This is a genomic window from Tenacibaculum sp. TB-53, assembly GCF_059716285.2.
In genome coordinates, this window is record NZ_CM202790.1 from 961216 (window position 1) to 977826 (window position 16611).

The window sequence follows — 16611 nt, forward strand, 5'->3', positions numbered from 1 at the left end:
TATAATTATAATGACTAAAATAAACAACATTTTATGAGATATTTATACATTTTATTATTTTTATCAATAGTTTCTTGTAAACCAAAATTTACTGCCCAAGAAATAATTGATAAGTCAATAGCATACTCTAGGTTGAACGAAATTGGAGATGCTACAATTTCCTTTGATTTCAGAAAAAATAATTATAAAGCAGTTAGAAATAACGGTGCTTTTAAATTAGTTAGAACTATAAAAAATGACTCGGTAAGAATAAAAGATGTGTTGTCAAATGACAATTTTGAGCGTTTTGTAAATGATAGCTTAGTTGAGCTAACGGAAAAAGATGAAAATCGTTATAGAAACTCTGTAAACTCAGTTCACTATTTTTCAGTTTTACCTTTTGGATTGAATGATAAAGCTGTTCAAAAAAAGCTATTAGAATCAGTTAAAGTTAAAGGAAAAGAGTATTATAAAATTAGAATAACATTTTCAGAAGAAGGTGGAGGAGATGATTTTGATGATGTATTTATATATTGGTTTGCTAAAGATAACTTTCAACTAGATTATTTAGCGTATAAATATCATACAAATGGAGGAGGAGTACGTTTTAGAGATATAAAAGAGGAAAAAATAATAAACGGAATTCGTTTTGTTGATTATAATAACTATAAACCTTTAAAAGATGGTATTGACTTTTATATTATTGATAAACTTTATGAAGAAGGTAAACTAAAAAAAGTTTCTGAAATCGTACTAAATAATATTGTAGTAAATTAAAAAAAAGGGAGTTAAAAACTCCCTTTTTTTATTCAAAATTAGTTATTAACTAAATCCGATTGATTTCTAAATACCAGCTCATCATCAAAAGCATCTAGTAAAATAATACTATCAGTAGTTACTTGTCCAGATAAAATTTCTTTAGATAACTGATTTAAAACTTCTTTTTGAATAACACGTTTTACAGGACGCGCGCCAAACTCAGGTTGGTATCCCTTTGTAGCTAAGTAATTGATAGCCTCATCTGTAGCGTCAAAAATAATGTTTTGTTGCGCAATCATCTTTTTAACATTATTCAATTGTAGTTTTACAATTTCTTTAATATTATTCTCTGATAATGGAGTGAACATGATAATATCGTCAATTCTATTCAAAAATTCAGGTCTTACAGATTGTTTTAATAAACCTAAAACTTCTGTTTTAGCTAAATCTATAGTAGTATCAATGTCTCCCTTCATATTATCAAATTTCTCTTGAATAATGTGGCTGCCCATATTGGAGGTCATAATAATTATGGTATTTTTAAAATCAGCAATACGTCCTTTATTATCCGTTAACCTACCTTCATCTAGTACTTGTAATAAAATATTAAAAGTATCAGGATGTGCTTTTTCAATCTCATCTAATAATACAACTGAATACGGTTTTCTTCTAACAGCTTCAGTTAGTTGTCCGCCTTCATCATATCCAACATACCCAGGAGGTGCACCAACCAATCTGCTTACTGAATGTCGTTCTTGATATTCACTCATATCAATACGTGTCATGGCATTTTCATCATCAAATAAATATTCAGCAAGAGCTTTGGCTAACTCAGTTTTACCGACTCCAGTTGTTCCCAGGAACAAGAAAGAACCAATAGGTTTGTCAGGGTTCTGTAATCCTGACCTAGAACGGCGTACAGCATCAGAAACTGCTTCAATAGCTTCTTCTTGACCAACAACACGTTTATGTAGTTCATCTTCTAGTTTTAACAACTTCTCACGCTCAGATTGTAACATTTTAGTAACAGGAACTCCGGTCCATTTAGCTACAACTTCAGCAATATCATCATAGGTTACTTCTTCTTTAATTAAAGAGTTTCCTTGTTGATTTGCTAAAATATCTTGTTGTTTATCTAGCTCTTCTTGTGCTTCTTTAATTTTACCATAACGTAATTCAGCTACTTTACCATAATCACCATTGCGCTCAGCTTTTTCAGCTTCGTGTTTATAGTTTTCTATATCAGTTTTTAAGTTCTGAATAGTATCTACAACACTTTTTTCAGATTGCCACTTGGCATTGATTTCATTACGCTCTTCCTTTAAATTAGCTAAATCGGCATTTAAAGATTTTAACTTAGTTTCATCGTTTTCACGTTTAATGGCTTCAATTTCAATTTCTAACTGCATTATTTTACGATCTAGTACATCTAATTCTTCTGGTTTAGAATTGATTTCCATACGTAATTTAGAAGCAGCTTCATCCATTAAGTCAATCGCTTTATCTGGTAAAAAACGATTGGTAATATAACGTTGGGATAATTCTACGGCTCCAATAATGGCTTCGTCTTTTATTCGAACCTTATGGTGTGTTTCATATTTATCTTTAATACCACGTAAAATAGAAATAGCACTTTCTGTATCTGGTTCATCTACCATCACTTTTTGAAAACGACGTTCTAAAGCTTTGTCTTTTTCAAAGTATTTTTGATATTCATCTAGAGTAGTAGCTCCAATAGCTCTTAATTCTCCACGTGCTAAAGCAGGTTTTAAAATATTAGCAGCATCCATTGCACCTTGACCACCACCAGCACCTACTAAAGTGTGAATTTCATCAATAAATAATACGATGTCTCCTTCAGACTTTGTTACTTCTTTTACTACAGATTTTAAACGTTCTTCAAATTCACCTTTATATTTAGCTCCAGCAATTAGTGCTCCCATGTCTAAAGAAAAAATTTGTTTTTCTTTAAGGTTTTCAGGAACGTCACCACGAATGATTCTGTGTGCTAAACCTTCAGCTATTGCAGTTTTACCTGTACCAGGCTCCCCAACTAGAATTGGGTTGTTTTTAGTTCTACGTGATAAAATTTGTAATAAACGTCTAATTTCTTCATCACGACCAATTACAGGATCTAATTTTCCGTCTTGTGCTAACTGATTTAAGTTTTTAGCATATTTATTTAAAGAATTATAAGTTTCTTCGGCACTTTGTGAGGTCACACGATTTCCTTTGCGTAATTCTTCAATTGCTGCTTTTAAACTTTTTTCTGAAACACCTTGATCTTTTAAAACTTGTGCTATTTGACTTTTAGATTTAAAAATAGCTAAAATTAAATGCTCAATAGAAACATATTCATCGTTCATTTTCTTAGCAATAATAGATGCTTCATTTAATGTTTTATTAGCTTCACGAGAAAGCATTAAGTCAGCACCAGTAACTTTAGAAAAACTTTCTAATTGCTTATCTAATATTTGTTGTATAACAGTTACATTTATATTGAGTTTCTTTAAAATGAAAGGAAGTACATTTTCGTCGACTAAAAATAAAGCTTTGAAGATGTGTTCATTTTCTATAAGGTTGTTACCATAACTTTGCGCTAATTGTTGCGCTTGTTGTATGGTTTCTTGTGATTTTATTGTATAATTGTTAAAATTCATATCGTTTTTATTTTTCTCTATAAAAGTCAAATTCAATACCAATTGATTTTTTTTTAAAACAAGAGACATTTTGTCTTTAAAAATAAATTTTTTATGACTTTTTGACTGGTAGGATGATAATTAAGAACAATAATGTTATTAAAATAAGAACTTAATGGGAGTATTAAACACTATTTTTGGAAGAAAAGACAAAAATGAAGAAGGAAAAGAGTCATTTATTAACTGGACTCCATTAACATCGGTAGAGCAAATAAAGGAAATAAAAGAATTATCGAATAAACAACCAATTGCTATTTTTAAACACTCAACAAGGTGTGGAATTAGTAGTATGGTAATTAAACGTTTTGTAAACAGTTTTGATGAGGAATTAAAAGATTTTAAAGTGTATTATCTTGACTTACTTAGCTATAGAGATGTTTCTAATGAAATAGGGTATACATTTCAGGTTTTACATCAATCTCCTCAGTTGTTGGTAGTTAAAAATGGAGAAGTAATTTCGCATGCTTCTCATTACGATATTGCTCGTATTGATTTGAAAAAAATCTAAAAAAGATGCCATTTTTAATGGGATTTCCTTAAATACCTCGTATTTTTGCGTATTTCAAAATTAATAGAGATTTGAGTAACGAAACAGCAACTTCACAACCAAAGAAAGGAAAAAATCTATACGATTATCAAAAAGAAGCATTGCACAAAATTTTCAAAAGTTTTGAGAATGCCCCCGAAAATTACCATTTACTTTATCAACTACCTACAGGAGGAGGAAAGACCGTTATTTTCTCTGAAATTACACGTCAATACTTAAAACATTATCAAAAGAAAGTATTGATTATGACACACCGAATAGAGCTGTGTAAACAAACAGCAAAAATGCTTAAAGAGTTTGGTGTTGTAAATAAAATTATAGATAGTAAAGCAAGTTTAGACGATCAAAATGAGTTTGATTGCTTTGTAGCTATGGTTGAAACGTTAAACAATCGTTTGAATGACGATATGTTAGATATTTCAGATGTAGGTTTAGTAATTATTGATGAGGCACATTACAATTCTTTTACTAAACTATTTAAGTTCTTTGATAAGTCTTTTATACTGGGTGTAACTGCAACTCCTTTAAGTTCAAACATTAAGCTTCCTATGAAGGATAATTATGATGAGCTTATTGATGGGGAGAGTATTGGGGCCTTAATTCAAAATGAATATTTGGCAAAAGCCAATATTTATTCTTATAATGTAGGTTTAACTTCGTTAGAAGTAGGGGCTAATGGTGATTATACTGTAAAATCATCTGAAGATTTATATACAAATACAGATATGCTTTCAAAGCTTTTACAAGCTTATGAAGAACGGGCTAAAGGAACAAAAACCTTAATTTTTAACAATGGTATTAATACATCGTTGCATGTATATGATACGTTTAAAAGAGCTGGGTACCCAATTGCACATTTAGACAACACTAACACTAAGAAGGAACGTGATTTTATCTTAAAATGGTTTCATAAAACACCTAATGCTATAATTACTTCGGTAAGTATCTTAACAACAGGGTTTGATGAACCTTCTGTACAATCAATTATTCTTAATAGAGCAACGAAATCGTTAACATTATATTACCAAATGATTGGTCGTGGTTCTCGTATTTTACCTGGAAAATCAGAATTTAATGTAATTGATTTAGGAAACAACTTCCATCGTTTTGGACCTTGGGGTGCCGATTTAGATTGGCAAAAAATGTTTAGGGCACCTAATTTCTATCTAGACAATTTATTATCTGATGAAGAAATAGAAAGTGACTTTAAATATGAGTTACCAGCAGATGTTAAAGCAGAGTTTGCTAATTCTGAAGACCTTTATTTTGATGTTAAAAAAGTATACAGAGACACTATTCAAGGAGGAGAGTCTTCAAAAAGAGTACTGGAAAAATCAATAGAACATCATGCAAAAATGTGTGTTGAAAATAGTGAAGATGTTTTTGATGCATTGATATTAGCAAAAATGTTGGGAGGAGATATTGATGATAGAATTTTTAGATACTCAAAATGTATCTCAAAGAGTACTCATAATTTCATTGATTGGTTACAAGATGACTATCGTAAAAAATTAAATAGTTATTTACGAAATAATTTTGATGAAGTATATGAGCAAATTCATGGACATCCACCACCTGAAGATGAATAAAAATAAAAAATCCAGTTCTTTTGAACTGGATTTTTTTATGCTTATATTATTAGTAATGATAAGTATTTACTTAGCTGGTAAAATTTTACCTGAGCATTCACCAAAACCAATGCGAATTTTTTCATTTTTACAATAACCACGCATAATAACAGTATCGTTATCATTTATAAATTTACGTTCGCTACCGTCGTTTAATTTAACAGGGTTCTTACCTCTCCAAGTTAATTCTAACATTGAACCAAAGCTATCTTGAGTAGGACCAGAAATAGTACCACTACCCATCATATCACCTGCATTTACAGGACACCCATTTACTGTATGATGTGTTAATTGTTGTACCATAGTCCAATACATGTATTTAAAGTTAGAATTACACACTACAGTTTCTTCTTTACCTTCTGGTTGAATAGCCATTTGTAAATTAATATCGTAACTATCTTTTCCTTCTTTCTTTAAATAAGGTAAAGGTTCATATACTTGTTTAGGATTATCTACTCTAAAAGGCTCTAGTGCATCTAAGGTTACAATCCAAGGAGAAATTGTTGAAGCAAAATTCTTTCCTAAGAAAGGTCCTAATGGAACATATTCCCAAGCTTGAATGTCACGAGCAGACCAGTCGTTAAACAATACCAGTCCGAAGATATAATCTTCTGCTTCTTCAATAGGTATTCTGTCTCCTAAGTCGTTAGCAACTGTAGTAATAAAAGCCATTTCTAATTCAAAATCTAATAATTTAGAAGGTCCAAAATTAGGTGTAGTTTCTCCTTCATTAGGACGCTGTTGCCCTATAGGACGACGAATTGGAGTACCAGATGGCACGATAGAAGAACTTCTTCCGTGATAGCCAATAGGAATTTGTAACCAGTTTGGAAGTAAGGCATTTTCAGGATCTCTAAATAAGCTCCCTACATTCGTTGCATGTTCTTTACTAGCATAAAAATCGGTATAATCTCCTACAGCGACAGGAAGTTGCATTTCTACTTCATCCATTCTAAAGATTATTTTGTCTTTGTGCTCAGCATTATCTCTTAGCTTACTGTTTTTTACATCAAAAATATCAGCAATCCTATTACGAACTAAACGCCATGTTTTACGTCCGTCTGCAATAAAATCATTTAAGGTGTCTTGTAAGAAGATATCATCTGTTAAAGGAATTCCATCAAAATATCCTAATTGATGTAAAGCACCTAAATCAATCGCATAATCACCAATTCTTGTACCAATTGTTATGATATCATCTTTAGTTAAAAAAACCCCAAAAGGTATATTTTGAATAGGAAAATCTGAGTTTTCAGCTACAGTTAACCAAGATTTTCTATTCGGGTTATTAGCAGTTATTTCCATTTATCGTTTTTGTTATATTTTCATCAAACCTACATATTTTTTTCAATTTACCCCAAAAAGATGAGTAAAAAAAATGTGAAAGTATTTTAGCGTAAACTTCTTTAAAAATCCTTAAAAAAGGATACATAAATTTTAGTACATTTGGCTACTTTACGCAACAAAACAAACAACATGCAAAAAGATCATCAAATATTTGATTTAATTCAAGAGGAAAAAGAACGACAATTAAATGGTTTAGAATTGATTGCTTCTGAAAATTTTGTGAGTGACCAAGTAATGGAAGCTCAAGGATCAGTTTTAACAAATAAATATGCTGAAGGATACCCAGGTAAACGTTATTACGGAGGGTGTGAAGTGGTAGATATCGTTGAGCAAATTGCGATTGATAGAGCTAAAGAATTATTTGGAGCTGAGTATGTAAATGTACAGCCACACTCTGGAAGTCAGGCAAATACTGCGGTCTTTGCAGCTTGTTTACAACCAGGAGATACTATTTTAGGTTTTGACTTATCTCATGGAGGTCATTTAACACACGGTTCACCAGTTAATTTTTCAGGAAAATTATACAATCCTGTGTTCTACGGAGTGGTAAAAGAAACTGGATATATCGATTATGATCATTTAGAACAACAAGCAAAAGAGCACAAACCTAAGTTAATCATTGCTGGAGCTTCAGCGTATTCTCGTGATATTGATTTTAAAAAGTTTAGAGAAGTTGCTGATAGTGTTGGAGCTATTTTAATGGCTGATATTTCACATCCAGCAGGATTAATAGCAAAGGGTATTTTATCTGATCCACTACCACACTGTCATATAGTTACTACAACAACTCATAAAACATTACGTGGACCTCGTGGAGGAATGATTATGATTGGAAAAGATTTTGAAAATCCGTTCGGATTAAAATTAAAATCAGGAAAATTAAAGAAAATGTCTACATTGATTAACTCTGCGGTATTCCCAGGAAACCAAGGTGGACCATTAGAACATGTTATTGCAGCAAAAGCAGTTGCTTTTGGTGAAGCTTTAACAGATGAGTTCTTGGAATATCAAATTCAAGTAAAAGAAAACGCACAAGCAATGGCCAAAGCTTTTGTAGAGAAAGGATATGAAATTATTTCTGGAGGTACAGACAACCATTGTATGTTAATTGATTTACGTAACAAAAAGATTACAGGTAAAGCTGCTGAAGAAGCTTTAGGAAAAGCAGAAATAACTGTAAACAAAAATATGGTTCCTTTTGATACAGAATCACCATTTGTTACTTCTGGTATTCGTGTTGGTACTGCTGCAGTTACTACACGTGGTTTGAAAGAAGAAGATATGCAGGTAATTGTTGATTTAATAGACGAAGCATTAATGAATGCTGAGAACGAAGAAGTACTAGAAACAGTAGGAGAGAAGGTATATGATTTAATGCATAACAGACGCTTGTTTATTATGTAATATAACAATGTCCTTATAAAAAAAGGTTGTCTTGAAAGACAACCTTTTTTTATATACCTAACCCAGGTTTTGTTTTTACTCTTTATAAAGTTTTTTATACTGCTCATAAAGCCATTTCGTTTTTTTATAGGTCGTAAAACTATATTCGATATAGTTAATTTTAAACAATAAAAAAATGAAAAAAATTTACACAGTTTTAGTGTGTGTAAGCTTACTTATTGGGGCTTGTTCAAAAGATGAAGAAAATTTACCTGTAAAAGAAGTTACTCCTTTTGAAAATTTATTAAAAGACAACAATCTAATAGCTTATTACCCTTTCAATGATTCAGCAAATGATAACAAAAACTCGTATGATGGGATTGTAAAAGACTTTGATGCTACTCAAGACAGAAAAGGAAACAACTCTAGTGCTTATAAAAGCACAACAACTTCAGCAGAAATTAGTTTTCCTGCTGCTATTCCTTTTAAAAATGAATCCTTTTCTATGAGTTTTTGGTTCAAGGTTCCTACAAACTTACATGATGCTACTTTTACTATTTTATCTAAAAGAGAAGCCTGTAGAAAAGGAGACTTTATTCAAGTAGCGTATAAAAAAGGTTCGAATGAATTAACTGTTGAAATGAGATCAGACAATGTTATGACAGATTTAAATGGTTCTGCAACAACTGATTTAGAAAATGTGAGCCCAACTAAATGGACTCATGTAGTTATCGTGAAAGATAATTCTACTAGAAAAACGACTATTTATATAAATGGAAAAGAAAAAGTAAGTACTCCATGGAGTCTTCCTGATGGAATTGTGAGCATAGATAATACTGCTAAGTTTAAAGTAGGACACTCACCATGTGTTATTTCTGGTCTTAACAACTTTATAGGCTCAATAGACGAATTAATCTTATTAAAGAAAGCTCTTACACCTCAAGAAATAAGTGTTTTGAAAAATCAATAAAAACAGTAGAAAATTAAAGGTAAAAAAAATAGGTACTCTTACCAGAGTACCTATTTTTTTATTCGTCATTATCTTGAGCTCGTTCGAGAATTTTTTCAGGAAGTGCTTTTTTAGCTTTCGCTCCCATTTTCTTTAATTTTTCTACACTTGTAATTAAGTTTCCACGACCTTCTACCAACTTATTCATAGCTGCGGCATAATCGGCTTTAGTACCGTCTATTTTCTTTCCAATATTAACCAAATCAGCTAACAGCCCATGAAATTTATCGTATAAAGCACCTGCTTGTCGTGCAATCTCTAAAGCATTACGTTGTTGCTTTTCATTATTCCACATGGTATCAATAGTACGTAAGGTAGCTAATAAAGTAGTTGGAGTAACAATAACAATATTTCTTTCAAAAGCTTTATTATATAAAGTATTGTCTTCATTTAAAGCTACAGCAAAAGCTGGTTCTATTGGTACAAACAGTAGTACAAAATCAGGAGACTCTATTTTATAAATATCCTCATACTTTTTTTCTGAAAGCTGCTCAACATGTCGCTTTAATGAGTTAACATGTTCTTTTGCAAAACGCTCTTTTACAATATCGTCTTCACTATTTACATACTGTTCATAGGCAGTTAAAGATACTTTAGAATCAACCACCATTTTTTTGTTATCAGGTAAGTGAATTACGACATCGGGCATGATACGTTTACCCTCATCATTGGTAAAAGATTGTTGCACAAAGTATTCTCTGTCTTTTTCTAAGCCAGATTTTTCTAAAACACGTTCTAATACTAATTCTCCCCAATTTCCTTGGGTTTTGCTATCACCTTTTAAAGCTTTAGTTAAGTTTAATGTTTCCTTGCTCATTTGAGCATTTAACTCTTTTAACCCTAATAATTGCTCTTTTAAAGCAGAATGCATCGAAATACTTTCTTTTTGAGTGTCTTCAACCTTCTTTTCAAAAGTTTGGATTTTTTCTTGAAGTGGATTTAAAATATCCTTAATATTTTTCTTGTTCTGCTCAGTAAACTTATTCGATTTTTCATCTAGAATTTTGTTCGCTAAGTTTTCAAACTCTTTGGTAAACTTATCTTGTAGCTTTTCTATTTCTTCTTTATTTTCTTGAAGTTTTAATTGAACGTTTTTTAATTCTTCATTTTTTCTAGCTAATTCAAGAGCTGTAAACTCTTTTTCACGACGTAATTCACTATTTTCTTTAGTTTTTTCGTCTAATCTACTTAAAAAGTCTTCCTTTTGTTGAGAAAATGATTCTTCCTTTTCTTTTTTCTGAATATCAAAATTAGCTTGATGATTTTGTAGGGTTACAATCTCTTTTTCTAAGTCAGAAGTTTGTTGTTTAAACTTCAATTTAGAGAGTAAGTTTCCAATAACAAACCCAATTAGTAAGGTGCTAGTAGCAGTTAAAATAAGTAAGAGAGTGGTATTCATTAGAATAAATAAAAGGTTATTAAGTGAACAAATATAGGACAAGATAGGTTAAAATTATTTGATTTTTGTAGGGAAAACCGTATCATTGACCTTTATACCTAGTAAATGATATCTAAATTTATATTTCACAAAGTTTTAGGCTGGAAGGTAGTTGGAGATTTTCCAAGAAATTTAAAAAAATACGTTGTTATTGGAGCTCCACATACCAGTTGGAAAGACTTTCCGATTGCTATTTTGGCTAGAAACACTATTGGCGTAAAAATTAACTTTATAGGTAAGGCTTCGTTATTTAAACCCCCTTTTGGTTTTATTTTTAGAGCATTAGGAGGGGCTCCTGTTGATAGGAGCAAAAGCACTAATAAAGTAGATGCAATTGTGTCTGTATTTAATCAGCATGATGAATTTCGTCTAGCGTTATCTCCTGAAGGAACTCGTGCTAAAGTAACCTCATGGAAAACGGGGTTTTATTATATTGCTAAAGGTGCTAATATTCCTGTGGTAATGTTTGCTTTCGATTTTGAAAATAAGCAAATTATTATAGCGCCTCCTTATTACTTAACAGATGATATGAACGCTGATATGAATCATTTTTATGATTTTTATAGAGATATTAAAGGAGCAAAACCGGATCTGTTCTCTGTACCTAATAAAGAGTAAAACAAACGTTAAATACTCTTATTAGCTTGAAAAATTTATAATATTTAAGTATCTTGTAGAAGGTTTAAAAACAGTAAGATATGAAAAGGTTTGTTTTTTTAATTAGTATGATTTTTATACTGCTTAGTTGTGCCTCTTCCAAAAATATAACTCAAGCAGAAATAGATAACATAAACGCTCTTATAGAAAGTAAAACTTTTGAAATAGAAGCAGAATGGGCTGAACCAATGGTTACATATGCAATGGCACAAATAGCTAATGCAGGTTTGTTACCTATAGGAAGTAACGCAGGAAACATTAATTTAGTAGGAAATAGTAATTTTTTCAAAATGAAAAAAGATACTGTTGCAGCCTATTTACCATATTTTGGAGAGCGACAAATGGGAGGTTCTTATGGAAGTACAGATATTGGAATTGAATTTGAAGGAACTCCTGAAGATTTAGTTGTATCAGAAGATAAAGAGAATAGTTACAAAATTAGTTTTAAAATAAAGGATAAAAATACATCAACTGAAAACTATAATGTTATAGTTAGAGTATATCCTAGCTTATCGAGTACTATCTATGTAAATAGTACACAGAAAAACTCAATTAGATATAGAGGTAAAGTACTTAAAACTTCAGAAGAAAAGTAGAATATTGTATAAAATACTGTATTTTTAGTAGCTTATTACAACAATGTATGGAGCTACCTAACTTTAAAAAGTATCTTATTGAAAAAGGAGGATTATCAGAAGATGATTACCTTCAAATACAATCGTTTATTTCTTTAAAAAACGTTTCTAAAAGTGATTTTTTATTAAAAGAAGGAGATGTGTGTTCACATTTCTTTTTTGTAGAAAAAGGTTTGTTACGTTTATATGCCCTAAATGAAGAGGGAAAAGAAAATATTTTACAGTTTGCTACTGAGAATTGGATTGTGAGCGATAGAGGTAGTGTATACTTTCAAGAACCGTCTACTTATTATATTGATGCTGTTGAAGATACACACGTTGTAATGTTAGATGAAGGCTTTATTAATAAAGTATCAGAAATAAATACTGATTTTAGAAGAAAAAATGAGCATTTGTTACAAAAACATATTCGTCAATTATACAAACGTATTAGTCAACTACTTGGAGCTTCAGCAAAAAGACGTTATTTAGATTTTGTAAAGATGTATCCAGATATTATGTTACGAGTTCCGCAATGGATGACTGCTTCTTACTTAGGAATAACTCCAGAAAGCTTGAGTCGTGTTCGTAAATCACTTGCTGAAGAAAACTTCAAACCAAATAATTAAGATACGAGTTATGATTGTTGATTTACGGTTGTTAGATAATCGTAATTCGTTCTTACCATAGATCAATGCATACCTTTTTTTGTTGCCGTAATTTTACAGTGAAATAAAAAGTGGAGATTAACTCACTTAATATTTCAAAAAAGTAAACTCAATTAATTTCGATGTTAAGCATCGAATAATTAATCCCATTTAATGGGTAAAAAAGGATTTATCATGAGACATTTAAAAACATTAGTTGTAACAAAAAATACAACAAAACCCAAAATTTTGAATTGGCAAGTTTCAACTGTTCCTGATGTCGAAACAGCCATTGAAAAATTACATCAACAAATATATAAGGTTTTAGCTATTTCTAAAGACACTAAAGAGGTAGAAAAAACCAAACTGCAAAAGATTATTACAGTATTATTTCCTGAAGCAATTATTGTTGAATACAAAGATGAAACAGCGCTTTCAGAAAGAGTTAAACAAGGGTATTGGTCTAAAAATAAACCAGAAATACAACGTAATTATTTTGATAATTCATTTGAAATGGAATTAGCCGCTAGTTTAAATTAATTAAAGAAAGGAAGTTAAAATGAAAACAAGAAGTATAGAAAAGATAGTAAAACCTGGAACTCCACATTTTGTTGGAGATGGATTTAGAGTTCATAATTTTATTCCAGGAAGCTCAACGATGCAACGTATGGATCCATTTATTATGTTAGATTATAATTCAAAATATAATTTTCCTCCAACAGATAAACCAAAAGGAGTGGGAGTACATCCGCACAGAGGTTTTGAAACCGTAACGATTGCCTATAAAGGACGTGTTGAGCATGGTGATAGTGCAGGTGGAGGTGGAATTATAGGTGAAGGAGACGTACAATGGATGACAGCGGCTTCAGGAGTTTTACACAAAGAGTTTCATGAAACCGAATGGAGTAAAACAGGAGGAGAGTTTCAAATGGTACAATTATGGGTAAATTTACCGGCTAAGGATAAAATGAGTTCGCCAAAATATCAAGCAATTGCTAATGCAGAAATGGCTAAAATACCTTTAGCAGATGGAGGAGGAGAAATAGAGGTAATTGCAGGAGAGTATAAAGGAAATAAAGGACCTGCATTTACATTTTCGCCTGTAAATATGTTTAATGTAAAGTTGAAGAAAGGAATAAAAACACAGTTAACCTTTCCTAAAAACTATACTACTGCTATTTTATCAGTTGAAGGTAGTGTTAAAGTGAATGAATCAAACAATATTTTAGAGGATTACTTTGCATTATTCAAAAATGACGGAGATACTTTTACTTTAGAGGCTTTAGAAGATGCTATAATTTTAGTATTAAGCGGAGAGCCTTTAAACGAACCTATTGCGGCACACGGTCCGTTTGTAATGAATACTAAACAAGAGTTAATAGAAGCATTTCAAGACTTCAATACTGGAAAGTTTGGTTATTTAGAAGATTAACAATAACTTTAAAAGGCAACTCTTCGGTTTAGAGTTGCTTTTTTTGATTAAATCCTTAATAGGTATAAAAATGTCTAACACGAAACTAATAATTGAAGAGCGAGCAGCAAATATTGGTAATTTTCTAGTAGGTCGCTTGTTGCCATTTCGGCAAAAACGAATGGTAGGTCCTTTTATTTTTATCGACCATATGGGACCAGTAAAACTTACCGAAAATGATAATTTAGATGTTGATATGCATCCTCACATAGGTATATCAACTCTTACTTTTTTGTTTGAAGGAGCTATAGTACACCGTGATAGTATCGGAACTGAAATAGAAATAACTCCAGGAGCTGTAAATTGGATGACAGCAGGAAAAGGAGTAGTACATACAGAAAGAACTCCTAAAAGATTAAGGAATTCAACTAAGAAGCTTCATGGGTTACAAATATGGGTAGCTTTACCTTTAAGTGAAGAGCAATGTGAACCTTCTTTTACACATGTTTCCGAAAATGAAATTCCTAATTGGGAAGATGGAGGAGTTCAGTTTAAGCTCATCGCAGGAAAAGCGTTTGGAAAGCAATCTCCTGTTCCAGTATATAGTCCACTGTTTTTTATAGAAATTAAATCGAGTGAGAAGAAAACAATTACTATAGGAGAACATTTGTTTGGTGAAAGTGCCTTATATATCTTAGAAGGAAGTATTATTAGTGATGGACATACTTATGAGTCCAAAAAATTATTAGTAGCAAAAGACAGTACCTTGTGTTCTTTTGAAATTACAGCAAATTCTACTGTTTATATTTTTGGAGGAGAGCCATTTCCAGAAGAACGCTTTATAGAGTGGAATTTTGTGGCTTCTAATAAAGAATTGATAGAGCAAGCTAAAGAAAACTGGAAAAATAATAAGTTTCCTTCTGTACAAAACGAAACTGAACGAATCCTCTTACCAGAACAAAGACGTTTTGGGAGGAGTTAATAGTGTAATAAACAAAAAACATATGAAAACAGGCAGATTAAGAAGCATTTAACGATGGTGTTTTAGCTATTCTAATTACCATTATGGCAGTAGAAATTAAAGCTCTCAGAAGATACTACATTTAAAGGACTATTAGCTCCCGTATTTATATAAGTTAGAAGTTCTTATGGAAAAGTAATTCAAAAAAAATATGGTTTTTCCTTACTAAAAATATGTTTTTTTTTATAGTAAACTCTTTTTTAAAGGTTATTTTCGGAAAACAAAATAATATTTATAACCCCCAAAATACTTTATAATGAAAAAAGTAATTTTAAACGTAAAAGGATCTCAAGAATTAACAAAAACAACATTAAAAAATATTAAAGGAGGAGGACCTTTTCCTTTTCCTAAAGAATGTGGAGGAGATGGTTCTTTTATTTATCAAGATGGAGTAAAGGTATGTTGTTACAGACCTACCACTATGGACTATATTTGTTAAAAATTGTTTAATATAGGATATAAGAAAAAGGCTTTAGTTTATAAACTAAAGCCTTTTTTCTTAATTGTTTTTGATTTTGGAAAAATAGAGAATAGCATCATCTATAGCCTTATTAATGGGTAGATATTCAATCTTTAAATCTCTTACTGACTTAGTATTAGAAAAAAAGTTGTTTATACATAAAGTACGCATATTCGTTAAACTTAAAGAAGTTTTTATACCCATACTTCGGAGAACATCTCCAAAATAACCTATCATAATAAGTATAAACTTAGGGATTTGAACCATCAAAGGTAATTGATTAGTTACTTTGTTAAGTTTATTAAAAAAATCTTTATAACTAAGGTTCTCGTTTGCTAGTAAATACTTCTCTCCAAAAGAATTTGTAGTTAGTACTTTTATAATGCCATTAGCAACATCTTTTACATGTACAAAGTTTTTTCCTCCTGGAGGATAAAATATTACTTTCTTTTTCCATCCCATGTATATTATTTTCCCCGAACTAGGTTTAGTATCGTAAGCTCCTAACATAAAAGTAGGATTTACGATAGCTGTTTTTATCTTATGGTTATTTTTTAACAAGTACCTCTCAGCTTCAAGTTTACTTTTCGCATAATATGATTGTTTAAAAAGTTTACTCATTTTATTATTTTCAGCCCCCGGTTTTTGCAAAGAACCATACCCTAAAGTATTGGCAGTACTAACAAAAATAAAACGTTTAACATTACATATTATAGCAGCATTGTATAGTTGTATAGTAGTATTACAGTTTATTTTCTTATAATCAGAATACCTCAATAAATTTTGACTAGTTGTTGCAGCAACATGTATTACTACGTCAACTTTATTTAATAAAGAAGTAAAGTCTATAAATAAATCACCTTCAATTAATTTTAAGTGTTTATGTTCTTTTCCTTTATAGTTTTGTTTTTTTCTGGTAAGACCAATAACAAAATAACCTTGTTGTAAAAGTTCATGACATAAATTAGTACCTAATAAACCATTAACTCCAGTAATAAAAATTCGTTTCATT

Annotated in this window: 16 protein-coding genes and 1 pseudogene; 13 read left to right on the forward strand and 4 right to left on the reverse strand. The window is 30.9% G+C overall.

The genetic code is table 11. The features are described 5' to 3' along the window. Window positions 1–33 precede the first annotated feature (33 nt). On the forward strand, window positions 34–756 hold the full coding sequence (locus tag AC3VJB_RS04370; protein WP_047788807.1) for a DUF6503 family protein: 723 nt from the start codon (window positions 34–36) through the stop codon (window positions 754–756). 38 nt (window positions 757–794) lie between these two features. On the opposite strand, the gene clpB is transcribed toward AC3VJB_RS04370, so the two are convergent. Further along, a complete protein-coding gene (gene clpB / locus AC3VJB_RS04375; protein ID WP_047788925.1) occupies window positions 795–3398 on the reverse strand; it encodes an ATP-dependent chaperone ClpB in 2604 nt (867 codons plus the stop codon). 154 nt (window positions 3399–3552) lie between these two features. Between clpB and ytxJ the strand changes: the two genes are divergently transcribed. Continuing rightward, the gene (gene ytxJ / locus AC3VJB_RS04380) at window positions 3553–3945 is read left to right on the forward strand and encodes a bacillithiol system redox-active protein YtxJ (RefSeq protein ID WP_047788806.1); all 393 of its coding nucleotides are present in this window, start codon (window positions 3553–3555) and stop codon (window positions 3943–3945) included. A gap of 71 nt (window positions 3946–4016) precedes the next feature. After that, window positions 4017–5573, forward strand: coding sequence for a DEAD/DEAH box helicase (locus AC3VJB_RS04385; protein WP_047788805.1), 1557 nt, complete (start codon window positions 4017–4019; stop codon window positions 5571–5573). A 66-nt stretch (window positions 5574–5639) separates the two neighbouring features. On the opposite strand, the gene fahA is transcribed toward AC3VJB_RS04385, so the two are convergent. Next, window positions 5640–6917, reverse strand: coding sequence for a fumarylacetoacetase (gene fahA / locus AC3VJB_RS04390; RefSeq protein ID WP_047788804.1), 1278 nt, complete (start codon window positions 6915–6917; stop codon window positions 5640–5642). Window positions 6918–7088: 171 nt separating this feature from the next. On the opposite strand from fahA, the gene glyA reads away from it, so the two are divergent. Beyond that, a complete protein-coding gene (gene glyA / locus AC3VJB_RS04395; protein WP_047788803.1) occupies window positions 7089–8363 on the forward strand; it encodes a serine hydroxymethyltransferase in 1275 nt (424 codons plus the stop codon). Window positions 8364–8538: 175 nt separating this feature from the next. After that, the gene (locus AC3VJB_RS04400; protein ID WP_497666805.1) at window positions 8539–9312 is read left to right on the forward strand and encodes a LamG domain-containing protein; all 774 of its coding nucleotides are present in this window, start codon (window positions 8539–8541) and stop codon (window positions 9310–9312) included. Between the two features lie 58 nt (window positions 9313–9370). Here AC3VJB_RS04400 and AC3VJB_RS04405 read toward each other — a convergent pair whose 3' ends face one another. Continuing rightward, window positions 9371–10750 carry a DNA recombination protein RmuC gene (locus AC3VJB_RS04405; RefSeq protein ID WP_047788801.1) on the reverse strand — a complete coding sequence of 460 codons (1380 nt, stop codon included), beginning with the start codon at window positions 10748–10750 and terminating at the stop codon, window positions 9371–9373. Window positions 10751–10855: 105 nt separating this feature from the next. On the opposite strand from AC3VJB_RS04405, the gene AC3VJB_RS04410 reads away from it, so the two are divergent. The 8 genes and pseudogenes from AC3VJB_RS04410 to AC3VJB_RS04445 all read left to right on the forward strand — a co-directional run bounded on the left by AC3VJB_RS04410 (window position 10856) and on the right by AC3VJB_RS04445 (window position 15578). Then, the gene (locus AC3VJB_RS04410) at window positions 10856–11407 is read left to right on the forward strand and encodes a 1-acyl-sn-glycerol-3-phosphate acyltransferase (protein WP_073184021.1); all 552 of its coding nucleotides are present in this window, start codon (window positions 10856–10858) and stop codon (window positions 11405–11407) included. A gap of 80 nt (window positions 11408–11487) precedes the next feature. Next, window positions 11488–12042 (forward strand): DUF4251 domain-containing protein, encoded by a 555-nt coding sequence (locus AC3VJB_RS04415; protein WP_159614961.1) that lies wholly within the window; start codon window positions 11488–11490, stop codon window positions 12040–12042. 47 nt (window positions 12043–12089) lie between these two features. Then, window positions 12090–12689 carry a Crp/Fnr family transcriptional regulator gene (locus AC3VJB_RS04420; protein ID WP_497666806.1) on the forward strand — a complete coding sequence of 200 codons (600 nt, stop codon included), beginning with the start codon at window positions 12090–12092 and terminating at the stop codon, window positions 12687–12689. A gap of 213 nt (window positions 12690–12902) precedes the next feature. Beyond that, window positions 12903–13247 (forward strand): hypothetical protein, encoded by a 345-nt coding sequence (locus AC3VJB_RS04425; RefSeq protein WP_437824669.1) that lies wholly within the window; start codon window positions 12903–12905, stop codon window positions 13245–13247. Between the two features lie 19 nt (window positions 13248–13266). Continuing rightward, window positions 13267–14139: a pirin family protein gene (locus AC3VJB_RS04430; RefSeq protein ID WP_159614959.1), complete on the forward strand. Its 873-nt coding sequence runs from the start codon at window positions 13267–13269 to the stop codon at window positions 14137–14139. 70 nt (window positions 14140–14209) lie between these two features. After that, entirely contained in the window at window positions 14210–15100 is an 891-nt protein-coding gene (locus tag AC3VJB_RS04435) for a pirin family protein (RefSeq protein ID WP_437824671.1), read from the forward strand. Window positions 15101–15144: 44 nt separating this feature from the next. Then, window positions 15145–15225: pseudogene (locus AC3VJB_RS04440) on the forward strand (hypothetical protein); the annotation flags it as partial. 170 nt (window positions 15226–15395) lie between these two features. Continuing rightward, complete coding sequence (locus AC3VJB_RS04445; RefSeq protein ID WP_437824673.1) at window positions 15396–15578, forward strand: hypothetical protein; 183 nt, start codon at window positions 15396–15398, stop codon at window positions 15576–15578. Between the two features lie 60 nt (window positions 15579–15638). Here the strand turns inward: AC3VJB_RS04445 and AC3VJB_RS04450 are convergent, their stop codons facing one another. Continuing rightward, window positions 15639–16610, reverse strand: a complete 972-nt coding sequence (locus AC3VJB_RS04450) for an NAD-dependent epimerase/dehydratase family protein (protein WP_437824675.1) — start codon at window positions 16608–16610, stop codon at window positions 15639–15641. Between the last annotated feature and the right edge of the window lies 1 nt (window position 16611).

What these genes read in the sequence shown, in the direction of transcription:
- fahA (WP_047788804.1), bottom strand. Translation starts at nt 6,917, where the DNA reads ATGGAAATAACTGCTAATAACCCGAATAGAAAATCTTGGTTAACTGTA.
- AC3VJB_RS04430 (WP_159614959.1), top strand. Translation starts at nt 13,267, where the DNA reads ATGAAAACAAGAAGTATAGAAAAGATAGTAAAACCTGGAACTCCACAT.
- ytxJ (WP_047788806.1), top strand. Translation starts at nt 3,553, where the DNA reads ATGGGAGTATTAAACACTATTTTTGGAAGAAAAGACAAAAATGAAGAA.
- AC3VJB_RS04420 (WP_497666806.1), top strand. Translation starts at nt 12,090, where the DNA reads ATGGAGCTACCTAACTTTAAAAAGTATCTTATTGAAAAAGGAGGATTA.
- AC3VJB_RS04450 (WP_437824675.1), bottom strand. Translation starts at nt 16,610, where the DNA reads ATGAAACGAATTTTTATTACTGGAGTTAATGGTTTATTAGGTACTAAT.
- AC3VJB_RS04370 (WP_047788807.1), top strand. Translation starts at nt 34, where the DNA reads ATGAGATATTTATACATTTTATTATTTTTATCAATAGTTTCTTGTAAA.
- AC3VJB_RS04435 (WP_437824671.1), top strand. Translation starts at nt 14,210, where the DNA reads ATGTCTAACACGAAACTAATAATTGAAGAGCGAGCAGCAAATATTGGT.
- glyA (WP_047788803.1), top strand. Translation starts at nt 7,089, where the DNA reads ATGCAAAAAGATCATCAAATATTTGATTTAATTCAAGAGGAAAAAGAA.
- AC3VJB_RS04400 (WP_497666805.1), top strand. Translation starts at nt 8,539, where the DNA reads ATGAAAAAAATTTACACAGTTTTAGTGTGTGTAAGCTTACTTATTGGG.
- clpB (WP_047788925.1), bottom strand. Translation starts at nt 3,398, where the DNA reads ATGAATTTTAACAATTATACAATAAAATCACAAGAAACCATACAACAA.
- AC3VJB_RS04415 (WP_159614961.1), top strand. Translation starts at nt 11,488, where the DNA reads ATGAAAAGGTTTGTTTTTTTAATTAGTATGATTTTTATACTGCTTAGT.
- AC3VJB_RS04410 (WP_073184021.1), top strand. Translation starts at nt 10,856, where the DNA reads ATGATATCTAAATTTATATTTCACAAAGTTTTAGGCTGGAAGGTAGTT.
- AC3VJB_RS04405 (WP_047788801.1), bottom strand. Translation starts at nt 10,750, where the DNA reads ATGAATACCACTCTCTTACTTATTTTAACTGCTACTAGCACCTTACTA.
- AC3VJB_RS04425 (WP_437824669.1), top strand. Translation starts at nt 12,903, where the DNA reads ATGAGACATTTAAAAACATTAGTTGTAACAAAAAATACAACAAAACCC.
- AC3VJB_RS04445 (WP_437824673.1), top strand. Translation starts at nt 15,396, where the DNA reads ATGAAAAAAGTAATTTTAAACGTAAAAGGATCTCAAGAATTAACAAAA.